Raw genomic sequence first — 13,580 nt, 5'->3', positions numbered from 1 at the left:
GTCCACGTCGTTGCCGGTGAATACGGATCAGATCTGTTCGGAATCCCTACCCGCCCGCGAGTAGCAGACCGCAGGCGGGGTGTGCGCTGTCTTCGCGTATTCGCCCCGCCGTTGTGAGAACGCGACGAGACTTCTTGCTCGGACGGGTTGTGATTCGGCGTCTCAGTATCTCCACGCCGCCGAAGGACGTACCCTGCACAGCAAGCCGCGCCTGGCCCTGTTTGGCCAGCCCACATCACGTAGGAGCCATTCGTGCCTTCATCAAGTACAGCCGTTCACCCCATCGATGCGACAACTGCCGCTCTCCAGAGAGAACTTCCTCAGCTGGAACAGCTCCAGCAGGATCTCGAGAAGGAGTTGGCCGCGGTTTCCGAGCGTGTGCTCTCGGTCCGCGCGGCGTTGACGGCTTTGCTGGCCCTGGCCGACACGCCGGCGCCGCGTGCCGTACAAGCAACGGACCCGGAACCGGAGCCTGAACTGGAACCGGAGCCGGAGCCGGAACCGGAACCCAAGCCGGAGCCGACTCGGGCGGAAAGCAAAGCCGCAATCGAGGCTTCCGAGACGGCGGCATCCGACGAATCCGGATCGGTCCCCGCACCTCGAAAGGCCACCGCGTCGCGCGCCACCCCCACCCGTCAGCGGAAGGCCGCGCCTCAGGCTCGCGGGCGCAAGGGACCCTCCTCGGCCAAGAAGCCCCGCGTCGCTGTCGCCGCACAGGAGGCGCCTTCTGTGACACAGGGGTCCAGTGGCCTCACCGAGCAGGTGGCCGCCGTCCTCACGCAATCGCCGGACAGCCCCATGCGTGCGCGTGACGTCGCGAAGGCACTCGGCCGTGATTCCTCCACGAGCGCCATCAACACCGTCCGCAGCACGCTCGACCGGCTCGTCGCCACCTCTCGGGCCGACCGCGCCGGCCGAGGCCTCTACCAGGCTCCCGTCAGCTGATTCCAGGGCTTCCTGGACACAGGATCCCGCCGCCGCTTCGCGTACTACGCACCGCGTACGGCGCACGCGTACGGCGCACTACGTACCGCGCACCGCCCACCGCGCACCGCCCACCGCGCACCGGCCGAAAGCCATCGATCGGCACGGGCCGAGCCGGAACGCCTCGCCCCCTGCAGGCCAGAGAATCCCAGACATCCCGCACAGGGCCGGGGTCGATGCCTTCGCAACCGGCGATGCGCACCACCTTCCTCCCGACCTAGGCTCCCTCTCATGGGACACCCTGTGCGCACCGACGACGGCCGGCTCCTGGTGGCAGAGGAATGGGGAAATCCTTCGGGGACCCCGGTGCTTCTTCTCCACGGAACACCCGGTACCCGGCTCGGCACCCTGTTGCCCGGACTCGCCGAGCAGCACCCCGGCTTCCGGTTCCTCGCCTACGACCGACCCGGTTACGGGGAGTCCCGGCGCGCTCCAGGTCGCCGGGTCGCCGACGCGGCCGGGGATGCGGCGGCCGTCGCCGATGCCTTCGGCGTCGAGCGGTTCGCGGTGGTCGGCCGGTCCGGCGGGGGTCCGCACGCGCTCGCGTGCGCGGCGCTGCTGCCGGAGCGGGTCCGGGCGGCCGCCGTACTGGTCGGGCTCGCTCCGCCGGACGCGGCCGGTCTGGACTGGTACGCGGGGATGACCCCGTTCAACGTGCGCGAGTACGGCCTGGCCCACGCGCATCTGGACGGGCGGGACCCCGGTGGGCTCGAACGGGACCTGGCCGCCCGGGCCGTCGCCATCCGGCGGGACCCGGTGCGCCTCCTCGACGACCTGCGTGCCGATCTCTCCCCCCACGACCTGCCGGTCGTCGAGGACCCGCGAGTACGGGAGGTACTGCTGCGCACCTACCAGGAGGCCCTGCGGGTCTCGCACCACGGATGGCTCGACGACTGCCTGGCCTTCGTCCGCCCGTGGGGCCTCGACGTCTCCTCCGTCACCACGCCCGTGCTGCTGTGGCACGGCCTCGACGACGCCTTCTCCCCCGTGGCCCACACCCGTTGGCTGGCCGGACAGATCCCCGGCGCCGAGCCCGTCCTCGTACCGGACGCCGGTCACTTCGCCGCCCAGCTGGCGCTGCCCGACGTACTGCGCTGGCTGGACGGTCAGGGCGCCGGACGCTGATACGAGGTCGAGCGGGCGCCCTTCAGCGCGTCGAGGATCCGCTCGTGGCTGTCCCCGACGACATCGCTGACGCGGACCCTGATGTGGAGCGCCTCGATCTCGTCGACGAAGCGCTGGGAGAAGGCACCGAGCATCGTCGTCTCGTAGGAGCCGGTGCCCACCAGGGGGAATCTCCCCATGGTGACGAGCTGGAAGTCCTCCCCGACGGTGAGCCCGGCCCCGGTGAGCACCTGTGCCACCCCCTCGACGTCGGTCCACGGGGCGGGGTGCTGCGGGTCCTCGCCGCGCAGAACGGCCCGGCACTCGTAGGCCTCGACCACCACGGTGTGCGAGCCTCCGTTGAGCAGTCCGACGCGCCATTCGGGCACCCCGCCCCGTAGGTGCCCGGTCGTCCAGTCGGCGCGCCAGCCAAGCGCCGGCCGTACGGTGCGGGCATACTGGGCCCTCGCGAGGACCGCGCCGGCCGCGACCGCGAGCAGGCTGCCGAGCGGTTCCATGTCGAGCAGCTGCAGCCGCCACGGCCATTCGGCCCGGGCCGCCTCCGTCATGTTGGCCCGGACGGCCTCCCAGCCGAGCACCGCCGTCAGCAGGACGAGCAGCGCGATCGGCACCGTGAAGAGCAACGGGCTGCGCCGCACCCGCCGTTGAGCGTCCATCCCGATTGTCGGCCCACCCCGCCTGAACCTGCCCACGACCACTCCCCCGACTCTCGAACAACGATCCCCCGGCCGCGTGTACGCCCCTGGGACCGCAACCGGCTCATGGTGCCTGAACCGGGGCACGGCCGACTAGGACTTGTCCGGACGATCAAGATCGTGGCCAGATGGTGAGGGCTGCCGTGGTGACGGTGCCGAGGTGACGGTGCCATGGAGTCCGTGCCGTGGAGACGGTGCCGGGGAGACGGTGTCGTGGAGACCGTGTCGTGGAGACGGAGCCGAGGGGACGGTGGCATGGAGACCGTGTCGTGGAGACGGAGCCGAGGTAGACGCCACCGCGCTCGTCATGGCGGGTGGCGACGGCCCGGTGCCGTTTCAGGCTGTTGATCGCTCGTTCAACCGTGTTGTGCTCTTTCCTCCGGGGCCTGCCCGACCCTGACCGTGGCATGCGGATCTTCCCCGGGACGGACTCAAACTGGGTCCAGTCGGCTTGCCGGCCAGCAGTGACGATCAGGCGCAGCGGGCGGCAGCGGCCTTCCGCGCTCAGGGGGAGCTTGCTGGTGGACCCGCCCCGTGACTGCTCCAGGACCTCACCTGCAGCACCAGCACCACATCCGCCAGACGGACGGGAGGGTCTGCCACGGTGCTCCGTTCTGGCGTTCCGTCTCTGCGGCCCCCTTCGGCACGTCGGCCGTCACGTGGCCGACACGACACCTTCGTGCCGACCACCCTGCGGCCTGGAGAGGAGAACCCGGCGGGTCGGCGGGTCGATTTCCGTGACGACGACGGCGATCTTCTCTCCGACCTCGAAGTCTTCAACCGGGCTCACCGCAGGGCGGCCGTGGACTCCTCTGAACGGGACCAACCCGGCAATCCCGTCCCCGAGACCGACGATGATGCCGAACGGAAGCACCTTCTCCACCGTCCCGCGGAGTTCTTGACCCACCAGTGTGCGGTCGGCGAAAGCCTGGAGGGGGTCGGGCTCCAATGCCTTCAAGGACAACCTGGCCTCCGCGTTGTAGGTGTCGAACTGCAGGAACTCACACAAAACACGCTGGCCTACCTGAACGACATCGGTGGGGGCGTCGATGTGCCGCCAGGACAGTTCGGGAATGACGATGAACCCGACACCGGGGAAGAGCGGGTGGACAGGTCCGTCGTCCAGGGCCACGAAGACCCCGAACCGCTCGATCGCCGCGACGGTGCCGGACAGGATGTCGCCGCGGTGCAGGGACTCCAGGAACGCCCAGAGTTCCGGGCTCTCAGACTGCCAATCCATGCCGCCACCCTGGCACACGACATCGTGGGCCGACCCAACCCGCCGGGAGGTCAGCGACGGAGGGACGACCAGGTGACCATGATCCGGTCGGTGAACACCGACTGATGGGTTCGGGCAGGGCCCGGCTGCCCGCAGGCGGCCACGGCCCCTGCGGTTGTGTGGTCAGCCCTCCTCAGAGGCCATCCACGCAGGAGCCAGCTCGCCGACCAGCGCACCGAGTCGACAGGGCTGAAGGCCGGTGAAGGCGGGGTGGGACATGGCCGTGCGACCAAGATATTGCGTCACATCAACATCCCACCCGCACAGCCCCCTCACGTCACGGCCCTCAGAAACTGTCGAGCGCGCCCACGGCCGCACGGATGTGGCCCGGCCCGCCCTCCGACCGCCTCCCGGAGCACCACCAGGAGAGCAGCCCCTCCACGTCGCGCGTATGCATGCCCAGGTTGTGTTCGGTACACAGGGGCCACGCCTGCCACAGACGCTCAGCGACGGTTTCCTGCGCGGCGTCGGCGACGGTCGCCAAGGCATCGGCAGAGTCCTCTGGCGTCTTCGGGTACAGATAACCGCCGTGCCACTCGCCGTTGGCCAGGGCAACGTAGACACACTCCGGCTCGCCCGCCTCATAGGAAGGCTGGGCCAGCAGTTGCAGAGGTCCCTGCTCAGGAAGAGTCGCGGCCAAGTCCTGGTTGAGGACCGCGAGAGCCTCGTCCCACATGGAGTACTCGCGTCGCGAGACCCGACGGACTCCGGGTGGATCGATAGGAGAATGCATAGGGCCATCCTCGGCTACGAACCCCGGACCCCTGCCCCTGCCCCTGCCCCTGCCCCTGCCCCTGCCCCATGACCTCAACCGGCACAACCTCGTTACTGGCGCACGAACCCGACGATGCGCCAACTCGCCCCAAGATGTCCGGGCCCGCGTCGAGCACTTCTTCGCCCGCATGAAGACCTGGAGGATCCTCCGCGCGACTCCCGTCTCAAGGGCGACGGAGTCCGACACGCCATGCTCGACACCGCCCGACTGCACAACCCCGCTCTCACGGGGTGGCTTCGGCCGCATACGAGACCTGAGAGGTCCCCGGGAGAAGGCTGAGAACGCTCCCTCCTCGCAGTCTCGGAGGAGAATCAGGCGAGGCAGAACTCGTTGCCCTCGATGTCCTGCATCGTGATGCACGACTCGTTGACGCCATCGGCGCGCTGCGTCAGCACGTGTGTCGCGCCGAGCGCCATCAGCCGTGCGCATTCAGCCTCGAGTGTGGCCAGGTGCTCGTCACCCACGAGCCCTGTGCCGACCCGCACATCGAGATGCACCCGGTTCTTGACGACCTTGCCTTCGGGAACTCGCTGGAAGAGCACGCGCGGGCCCACACCCGAGGGATCAGCGCACGCGAAGTAGACCTCGTCCTCAGGCGGCAGCGAGTGGTGGTACTCCTCCCACGTGGCAAAGCCCTCCGGGACTTCCGGTACGACGTACCCCAGCACCTCGCACCAGAAGGCGGCGAGGCGCGCAGGCTCCGCGCAGTCGAAGGTCACTTGGAACTGCTTGATCGTTGACATCGGCGCACGATAACAGGGGCCCTGCTCATCTCCCCCGGCGGGTGGATCCACACGTTGCCGGGAGGAGGGACCCTGCCCTCCGCTGCGATGTCGTACGGTCGCAGGGGTGAACGAGGTCGGCGCCTCTCCCGAACGGCCCATTCCGCGGCGGGCGGCCGGAGCCTGCGCACCCCGACCGGCGCTGCCGACGTAAACCGAAGGCGGCCTGGACGGGGTGGGTCTAGCCTGGCGGCTTTACACGTCGTGAGGGAGGGTTGCCGTGCTTGTCATGCCTGGGCGGCGGACGTCGACGATGGAGCTGTTGGCCGTTGAGGCGACGGGACGGGGGATGGCGGTCCTGGCCGCGGAGGAGGTCGCTGAGGCGGCAGGACCCGCGTACTGGTACGGGGGGCCGGTCGCGGCCGCGCAGTTGGTCGGACGGCTCGGGTTCGCTCTGCTCGAACCGACGGACGACTGGCTTGCCGAGCTGCCGGAGGAGTTCACCGGGCGAACGGTCCGTACGGCGACCGTCCTGGATGCATGGGCGATCGAGCGGCCGACGTTCGTCAAGCCGCCGCGCGACAAGTCCTTCCCGGCCGACGTCTACGCGGACGGCTCCCGGCTGCCCGCCGACCTGGACCCGGCGACTCCGGTGCTGCTCTCTGATGTGGTGACCTTCGCTGCCGAGTACCGGCTGTTCCTGCTCGACGGACAGATCGTCGCCGGCAGTCGGTACGCGGTCTTCGGCCGACTCGACCCGCAGCCGCTCGACCGGCACGGGCCCATCGCCGCGGAGATCGCCGAGTTCGTCGACCGCCTGGTCTCTGCGGCCTGGCCCGCCCTGCCGAGCGCCGTCGTCGTGGACGTCGGACAGTTGCTCGACCCCTACAGCCCGGGGCACCGGTGGGCCGTGGTGGAAGCCAACATGGCCTGGTTCTCGCACGCGTACGCCGCTGACCCGGCGCGGGTGCTGGACGTAGTCCTGCGGGCAGCTGGGCCGCGCGAGCACGTGAAACCGGCGGATCTGCCCTTCGTGCGGCACTGAATCTCCCCGACCCTCGCCGTGCGGGCCGACGACCAGCCGCATCGGATCGGATCGGATCGGATCGGATCGGCTAGGTCGTTCCCTTCGGATCATCTGATCGTTGGTTGATGTGTGTCGTTGGCTGATGCCCAGTGGGCGAGGATCGAGCCATAGCTGCCGGACCGGACACCTCGGCGGGGTGGGCGGTGGCGTGATCGCTGGCAGGTGATCGACGCGATCGCGTTCAAGTACCGCACCGGGCCGCCCTGGATGGACCTGCCCGAGCACTTCGGGGCATGGAAGGGCGCCCACAACCGCCAGCGGAAGTGGGCGGCCGACGGCACCTGGGAGCAGGTCTTCACCACCCTGCTCGCCCAGGTTGACGCCGAGGGCGACCTCGACTGGGTCGTCGCGGTCGACTCCACCATCGTCCGCGCTCATCAGCACGCCGCCGGGGCCCGTCAAAAGGGGCTCCGGCGGCGAGCCGCAAGATCATGTCACCGGACGGTCCCGCGGTGACCTGACCACCAAGATCCACCTCGCCGCGGACAGCCGCTGCCGCCCGCCCGCGTTCGTCCTCACCTCTGGTCAGGCCGGTGACGCGCCCGCGTTCCCCGAGGTCATGGCCCAGTTGCGGGTGCCGCGGCCGATCGGTCGGCCCCGGACCACCCCGGATGTTGTCCTGGCCGACAAGGCCTACTCGTCCCGCGCGATCCGCATCCATCTGCGGCGGCGCGGGATCCGGGCGGTGATCCCGCAGCCCGCCGACCAGACTGCGAACCGTAAGCGACTCGGCCGGCTCGGTGGCCGTCCGCCGACCTTCGACCCCGAGGCATACAAGCAGCGCAACACCGTCGAGCGGTGCATCAACAGGATCAAGCAGTGGCGCGGCCTGACCACCCGCTATGGCAAGACCCCCACCATCTACCTCGCCGGACTCCACATCGCCGCCATCTTCATCTGGTCAGCCAGGTGACTTCAGCCGGGTGCCTAGACCCATCCCTCGTCGAGGTACACCGTCCAGGTGTCTCCCACTGCCCTGTGCAGTTCAACCAGGGCCGCAACGTCTGCGATGGCTGCCGGGGCGTCGGACAGCCGCAACGGGGAGTCCGGGACGCTGTTGCGGGTGTAGACCGGCAGCTCGCCATTGCAGCTGAAGGCGTGAAGCGATGGGGGAGCCTCGTTGAACCATGCCGGACGGTTCTCCTCGGCCCACGCAGCCGCAGCATCGACACGATCCACTTGCACCAGCAGATGCTCAGGAGCAGGCCCGCCACTGAACTGCACGAGGAAGCCGTGAGCGTCCACTGCCCACCAATCCCAAAGGAATCCGGGTCGGGGGTGCCGCAGGATTGTCGTCATGCCGTCACCGTATCCAGGCCAGACACGGCCGTTGAAGGTGAGCCGAAGGAAACGACCTAGAGCGTGTCTCTTTGATGGGTTGATCAGTTGATCGGATGTGACTGTCCGGTTAGTGATCTCTGATGCGATGTGGGACCGGATCGAGCCGCTGATGCCAGCAGATCCGGTCCGCGGCCGGCGGTGGGCCGACCACCGCCGAACCCTGGAGGCCATCGCGTGGAAGTACCGCACGTGCTCGCCCTGGCGGGACCTACCCCACGAACTTGGCGCGTTCCAGACCGTTCACAAGCGCCTGATCAGGTGGGCTGCCGACGGCACCTGGCAACGGTACTTCGCCGCTGTGCTCGCCCAGGCGGACGCGGCTGACGAAGTGGAGTGGGCGGTTTCCGTGGATTCCACTGTCTGCCGGGCCCATCAGCACGCGGCCGGGGCGAGGAAAGGGGGCGGACAGGGCGGAACCTGCCGATCACGCACTCGGACGCTCCCGAGGCGGCCTGAGCACGAAAGTGCACCTCGCCAGGCACGGCCCCTCGCCGTCCATGTCACCGCTGGTCAGGCTGGCGACGCGCCTGCTTTCGAGGCGGTCATGGCTCGCATCCGAGTCCCGCGCACCGGCCTGGGCAGGCCACGAACCCGACCCGATGTCGTCCTTGCCGACCGGGCCTACTCATCCCGCTCAATCCGCCGGCACCTTCGCCGCCGAGGCATCCGGGCCATCATCCCGCAGCCTTCTGACCAGGTCGGACACCGTCTCCGGCGAGGCCGGGCCGGCGGGCGTCCGCCCAGCTTCGACGCGGAGGCGTACAAGCAGCGCAACACCGTCGAGCGGTGCATCAACCGTCTCAAGCAGTGGCGCGGCCTGGCCATGCGAACGGACAAACTCGCCATCGCCTACGAGGGCGCACTCCACCTCGCAGCCATCTTGACCTGGACGCGCCCTCGAAAGACTGAGGACGTCGGCTCACCAGGGAAGTCCTAGGGCGTTTCTTTCGGATCAGCGATGGGAGTGCAGGCGGCTTGCGAGCCGATGTTCGGTTGTTCCGAGGTGGGGATGGCTGGTGGCCGCACGTGTTCGAGGAAGCCGTACGATGCCTGCCGTGGATGCCTCACAAGACAACTTGCGCTGCGGTCTCTGTGGGCAGGTTATGGATGCCCGGCACGAGCAGAACCACGAGGAATCGGTGGCCAGCGCCGACAGGCGCGTGGAGTACGTAGTGATCGAACTGCGGGGCGCCACTGCCCACTGTCAAGCTGCCGATGACCCCTCTCGGACATCCAAGACCGGTGCCGCCGGGCTCGCGGAGCAACTGGGGATTGACCTGCCCGATCTTCTTGGCCGCCACTACACGTGCTGGGAGACGCCTGGGGAATACGGTGTCATCCGGAGGGGCTTCGAGCTGGTCTGACATGCAACAGCGCTGAACCGTTTCCGGCGGGATCATCTGATCGTTGGTTGATATGTGTCGTTGACTGACGCGCAGTGGGCGCGGATCGAGCCGATGCTGCCGGACCGGACGCCGAGACGTGGCGGTCGGTCAGGGCTTCGGCATTGTCGACGGATGTCCGATTCGTGGGCATGTGGCCTCAAGAGGGTGAGAGGCGTTCACGGATACGGATGTCCAGCCCGAGCTCCAGCCCTTACGGCAGCTTCAAGCTGTCGACCAGTTGCACCTGGGGATCCCACCCCGCCGGTCGTTCGCTCACCGATCCGCGCCAGGGACAGCCGGCCTCGATCCATGCAGCTCGCGCGGTCATGACCCCCGCATTCGAGGCGTCCTCGTAGCCGAACTCGATGACACAGCAGCCGCAGATCGCGAACGACGGCGTCAGTCCGTCCTCTTCGCCGCGTGTACGGCCGCGCGTATCGGCGAGGTCTCCGGCTGCCGAGTCGGGGACATCGACACCACCAACTGGATCTGGACCGTCCGGCGCCAGACCACCCCCGCTCCCGGCGGCCTCGTCGACAAGGGGACGAAGGGCAAGCGGGCCCGCCAAGTGCCCATCATCGAGGAGATCCGCCCCCTCGTCGCCCAGCGCATCCTGGCTGCCGGCCCCGATCCGGACGCCCGCATGTTCACCGGCCCCCGAGGCGGCCGCATCTCCACCGCGGTCCTGCGCGACGCGACGCACTGGGACGACGTCGTCCTGAAGCTCGGCTACGAGCACCTGCGCCGCCACGACCTCCGTCACACCGGACTCACCTGGTTCGCCGACGCCGGGGTCCAGGTGCACGTCCTCCGCAAGATCGCCGGCCATGGCTCGCTGACCACCACCCAGCGATACCTGCACCCCGACGTGCACAAGATCACCGCAGCCGGCGCCGCACTCTCGGCACACCTCAGCGTGCTCCGCGCGCCCCGGTCCCTGCCGAGCCCGATCGTGGTCGCCCGCTGACGCGGTCAAGGCGAGTTGGTCCCCAAGTGGTCCCCAAAAACGAGTCAGAGGCCGTTTCAGATTGCTCTGAAACGGCCTCTGACCTGCGACTCTTTCGAGTCGGGACGACAGGATTTGAACCTGCGACCCCTTGACCCCCAGTCAAGTGCGCTACCAAGCTGCGCCACGTCCCGATGCGCGTCTCCTTGGGGTTTCCCCCGCGTCGGCGTGCAGGGAAAACATTACCTCACTCCGGCGGGTGGGTTGACGCACGGGCTGTCACGGCGCCGCAGGTGGTGGCCAGGGACGTCGCCTCGGCGAGGGTGGTGGCCGAGCCCGTCGCGCGGGCGAGGTCCAGGCGGGCTCGGGACTCCTCGTAGCGGGACGGGGACGCCGCCAGGTGTGCGACGGCGCGGGCGAGGAGGCGGCGGGATTCGGCCGGGGTGGCGAAGAGGGCCAGGCAGCGGAGCGCTTCGCCACGGGCCGTCGGGGTGCCGAGGCGTTCCGCGTGGGCGTGGGCCTCGGCGGCGATGCGGGCCCCGCGGTCCGGGTCCGTCGTGGCGAGGGCGCGGGCGAGGTCGAAGGACCAGGGGGCCCAGACGACGTGGTGGCGGCCGCGGACGGTCAGCGCCTCGGCCGCCGCCTCCAGCGTGAGGACCGCCTCCTCGTGCCGTCCTTCGGCCAGCAGGAGGCGGCCGAGGACGCTCGGGCCGTCGGGCAGCACGATCGCGCCCGGCCAGGGCGGGCCGAAGGCGTACCGGTCGGCGACGTCCCGGGCCTCGGCGGTACGGCCCCGGGCGAGCAGCGTGTCGACGAGGAGGCAGGCCGTGTCCCAGTGGACGGGGAGCCCGCTGCCCACCCGGTCGGCGAGGCGGAGACCCTCCTCCAGGTGGTGCTGCGCCCCGGGCAGGTTGCCGCGCCTGCGGTGGGCCAGGCCCAGGAGGGTGTGGGCGAAGGCCAGGTGGGCTCCGCTCCAGCCGGAGATCTCGTAGGCCCGCACGGCCTCGCCGAACAGTGCCTCCGCCCGGTCGGGACGGTCGGCGAACGCGTACGCGATGCCCGTGAGCGCCGGGATCTCGAAGCCCCAGGTGGTGTCGGTCCAGCCGAGCCCGCGCGCTGGCGCGCCGTCGACGAGGGCGCTGTCGCAGAGGCGTACGACCTCGGCCGCCGGTTCGCCCCTGAGCATCGCGTCGAAGGCGCGCACCGCGAGCAGGGCCCGTTCCGCGTTGTCCGCGCCGGTGAAGTCCGCGGTGAGCGAGGCGAGGCGGCGCGAGCGGCCGGGCCCGTCGTCCTCGGCGGCCTGGAACCCCTCGTACATGAAGTGCGCGGCCTGGAGGCGCCGTCGGCCGGTGCCGGGCGGGGTGCGGACCGCCTCGGCCTCGACGGTCCTCGCCGCCTCCCCGAGCTGGTTGCTGTGGGCGAGGACCTGGGCGAGCCGGTAGGTGGCGTCGACGCGGAGGGTGTCGTCCAGGCCGGGCAGGTCGAGCGCCGAGCGGAGGTGCCGGACCGTGGCGGCCGGCGCGGTGAGCAGCGAGGCGCAGCCGAGTTCGTACAGGACGGTGGCGTACGCCTCCGGGCCCGGCGGCTCGGCGAGGGCCCGGCCCAGGCAGCGGCGTGCCGCGTCGGGGGCTCCGACGGCCAGGTGCTCGACGGCCGCGGCCCGCAGCCGGCGGACGACGTCCTCGTCGTCCGCCGGGTGCACGTCGAGGAGGTGCCGGGAGGCGGCGGCCGGACCGTGGCCCGCCTCGGCCAGCGCCCGCGCGGCGCGCCCGTGCAGGGCGGTCCGGGTCGCCGCCGGCACCGATCCGTAGACGGCCGTCGCGATCAGTGGATGTGTGAACTCCAGCGGGCCCGTGGGGGTGGGAGTCGTCGGCGTGGGCGTGGTCGGTGTGGGGGTGGTCCGCGTGGGAGTCGTCGGCGTGGTCGGCGTGGGGGTGGTCGGTGTCCCTGTCGGACTCGCCGCCGTCACGATCCTCGCCCGACGGAGACGGTCCGCGTGCGCCGCCACCTCGCTCCTCGCCATCCCCGTGAGCGCCCCCAGGAGCTGCGGCGTACTGTCCGTGCCCAGCACGGCGATCGCCCACGCCAGACGCGTCGGGCCGGCGCCGAGCGCCTCGAGCCGGGCGACGAGGCCCCTGCCGCGCGCCCCCGCACCCAGTTCGCGGAGGAGGCCGGCGGATCCGGCCACGGGCTCGACCTTCCGCTCGCGGGCCTTCGCGAGCAGTTCGACGGTCTCGTACGGGTTCCCCGACGTCACCGTCCACAGTTCGTGGCAGAACGGCTCGTCCGCGTGCCCGCCGAGTGCGTCGCGCGCCAGTACGGCGGTGGCCTCGGGCGTGAGCGACTCAAGGCCCAGGGTCAGGACCGCGCGGTCGCCGAGCGCCGCGAGGCCGGCGGGCACGCCGGGGTCGTACGGCTCGGACGACAGCGGGCGGTGGGCGAGGACGACCAGGACGGGGAGGCCGCCGTCCTGTCGGGTCCGCGCGTAGGCGTCGAGCCAGGCCAGTGATTCCGCGTCGGCCCACTGGGCGTCGTCGACCAGCAGCACCGGAGGCCGGTCCCTCAGCCGCTCGGCCAGGCCGTCCAGAAGCCGGACGAGCCCGCCGCGTACGCCCTGCGGGTCGGCGGGAGCGGCCGGGGGCGGAGGCGGAGGCGCGAGGCCGAGGGCGGGCGCGACTCGGTCGAAGTCGGCGGCGCGGTCGTCGTGGTCGTCGTGGTGGTCGTGGTGGTCGTGGTCGATGTGATCGACGTGGTCGTCGTCGGGCCGGTCGGGACGGTCGGGGAGCAGGTCGACCGCCGTCTCCGCTCTCAGGCCGTGCAGGGCCTCCAGGGCGGGTTGGAGCAGTTGGCGCGTGACGTGGAACGGGACCGACGCATGCGTCTCGTCGCCGCGGGCCGCCAGGACGGTGCACCGGTCCCGGGCGTCGCGGCCGATCGCGGCGAGGAGCGCGGTCTTGCCCACGCCCGGTTCGCCCCGGTAGACGAGAACGCCCCCACCGTGCGCGGGTTCCGCGACGAGGCCCTCGACCGCGCGGGCGGCCGCGGCGAGTTCCGGGCCGCGTTCGAGGAGGAGGCTCCCTCGCGCCGGGTCGGCGCCGGGCTCCGTACGCTCTGTGCGGGCTCTCGTCCCCTCCTCCAACGACTTTGCGGACACGAGCTGTTCAGGATCCGACGGCACCGGTGACTCACTCTCCCCACAAGAGCTGCTGCCGTAACCGGGCGGCGCGACCCACGCGGTCCG

At 70.5% G+C, this 13,580-nt stretch carries 10 protein-coding genes, 1 tRNA gene and 4 pseudogenes; 8 read left to right on the top strand and 7 right to left on the bottom strand.

Annotated features, from left to right (window positions below):
• Positions 1-252 precede the first annotated feature (252 nt).
• Both ACFQ79_RS03780 and ACFQ79_RS03775 read left to right on the top strand, forming a co-directional pair.
• On the top strand, positions 253-945 hold the full coding sequence (locus ACFQ79_RS03780) for a hypothetical protein (protein WP_383579196.1): 693 nt from the start codon (positions 253-255) through the stop codon (positions 943-945).
• A gap of 270 nt (positions 946-1,215) precedes the next feature.
• Positions 1,216-2,109 carry an alpha/beta fold hydrolase gene (locus ACFQ79_RS03775; protein WP_383579195.1) on the top strand — a complete coding sequence of 298 codons (894 nt, stop codon included), beginning with the start codon at positions 1,216-1,218 and terminating at the stop codon, positions 2,107-2,109.
• Here the strand turns inward: ACFQ79_RS03775 and ACFQ79_RS03770 are convergent.
• The 3 genes from ACFQ79_RS03770 to ACFQ79_RS03760 all read right to left on the bottom strand — a co-directional run bounded on the left by ACFQ79_RS03770 (position 2,091) and on the right by ACFQ79_RS03760 (position 4,759).
• Positions 2,091-2,765 carry a hypothetical protein gene (locus ACFQ79_RS03770; RefSeq protein ID WP_383579194.1) on the bottom strand — a complete coding sequence of 225 codons (675 nt, stop codon included), beginning with the start codon at positions 2,763-2,765 and terminating at the stop codon, positions 2,091-2,093. The genes ACFQ79_RS03775 and ACFQ79_RS03770 overlap by 19 nt on opposite strands.
• Before the next feature lie 694 nt (positions 2,766-3,459).
• Positions 3,460-4,044 (bottom strand): S1 RNA-binding domain-containing protein, encoded by a 585-nt coding sequence (locus ACFQ79_RS03765; RefSeq protein ID WP_383579193.1) that lies wholly within the window; start codon positions 4,042-4,044, stop codon positions 3,460-3,462.
• Between the two features lie 325 nt (positions 4,045-4,369).
• Complete coding sequence (locus tag ACFQ79_RS03760) at positions 4,370-4,759, bottom strand: hypothetical protein (protein WP_383579192.1); 390 nt, start codon at positions 4,757-4,759, stop codon at positions 4,370-4,372.
• Between the two features lie 187 nt (positions 4,760-4,946).
• Here ACFQ79_RS03760 and ACFQ79_RS03755 point away from each other — a divergent pair.
• Positions 4,947-5,137, top strand: a pseudogene (locus ACFQ79_RS03755) (hypothetical protein); the annotation flags it as partial.
• A gap of 32 nt (positions 5,138-5,169) precedes the next feature.
• On the opposite strand, the gene ACFQ79_RS03750 reads toward ACFQ79_RS03755, so the two are convergent.
• Entirely contained in the window at positions 5,170-5,601 is a 432-nt protein-coding gene (locus tag ACFQ79_RS03750; protein WP_383579191.1) for a VOC family protein, read from the bottom strand.
• A 292-nt stretch (positions 5,602-5,893) separates the two neighbouring features.
• On the opposite strand from ACFQ79_RS03750, the gene ACFQ79_RS03745 reads away from it, so the two are divergent.
• The gene (locus ACFQ79_RS03745) at positions 5,894-6,625 is read left to right on the top strand and encodes an ATP-grasp domain-containing protein (protein WP_383579259.1); all 732 of its coding nucleotides are present in this window, start codon (positions 5,894-5,896) and stop codon (positions 6,623-6,625) included.
• A gap of 153 nt (positions 6,626-6,778) precedes the next feature.
• A pseudogene (locus tag ACFQ79_RS03740) lies at positions 6,779-7,580 on the top strand (IS5 family transposase).
• A gap of 14 nt (positions 7,581-7,594) precedes the next feature.
• Here ACFQ79_RS03740 and ACFQ79_RS03735 read toward each other — a convergent pair.
• Positions 7,595-7,966, bottom strand: coding sequence for a hypothetical protein (locus ACFQ79_RS03735; RefSeq protein WP_383579190.1), 372 nt, complete (start codon positions 7,964-7,966; stop codon positions 7,595-7,597).
• A gap of 127 nt (positions 7,967-8,093) precedes the next feature.
• Between ACFQ79_RS03735 and ACFQ79_RS03730 the strand changes: the two are divergent.
• The 3 genes and pseudogenes from ACFQ79_RS03730 to ACFQ79_RS03720 all read left to right on the top strand — a co-directional run.
• A pseudogene (locus ACFQ79_RS03730) lies at positions 8,094-8,837 on the top strand (IS5 family transposase); the annotation flags it as partial.
• Between the two features lie 226 nt (positions 8,838-9,063).
• Positions 9,064-9,372 carry a hypothetical protein gene (locus ACFQ79_RS03725; protein WP_383579189.1) on the top strand — a complete coding sequence of 103 codons (309 nt, stop codon included), beginning with the start codon at positions 9,064-9,066 and terminating at the stop codon, positions 9,370-9,372.
• A gap of 424 nt (positions 9,373-9,796) precedes the next feature.
• Positions 9,797-10,360: pseudogene (locus tag ACFQ79_RS03720) on the top strand (tyrosine-type recombinase/integrase); the annotation flags it as partial.
• Between the two features lie 99 nt (positions 10,361-10,459).
• Here ACFQ79_RS03720 and ACFQ79_RS03715 read toward each other — a convergent pair.
• Positions 10,460-10,533: transfer RNA gene (locus ACFQ79_RS03715), tRNA-Pro, on the bottom strand.
• 53 nt (positions 10,534-10,586) lie between these two features.
• Complete coding sequence (locus ACFQ79_RS03710; RefSeq protein WP_383579188.1) at positions 10,587-13,493, bottom strand: AAA family ATPase; 2,907 nt, start codon at positions 13,491-13,493, stop codon at positions 10,587-10,589.
• Positions 13,494-13,580 lie beyond the last annotated feature (87 nt).

The sequence above is a fragment of the Streptomyces sp. NPDC056480 genome, assembly GCF_042795405.1.
Lineage (GTDB): Bacteria > Actinomycetota > Actinomycetes > Streptomycetales > Streptomycetaceae > Streptomyces.
The sequence above is the reverse complement of the archived record's forward strand: the minus strand, read 5'-3'. Positions and strand labels throughout refer to the sequence as shown.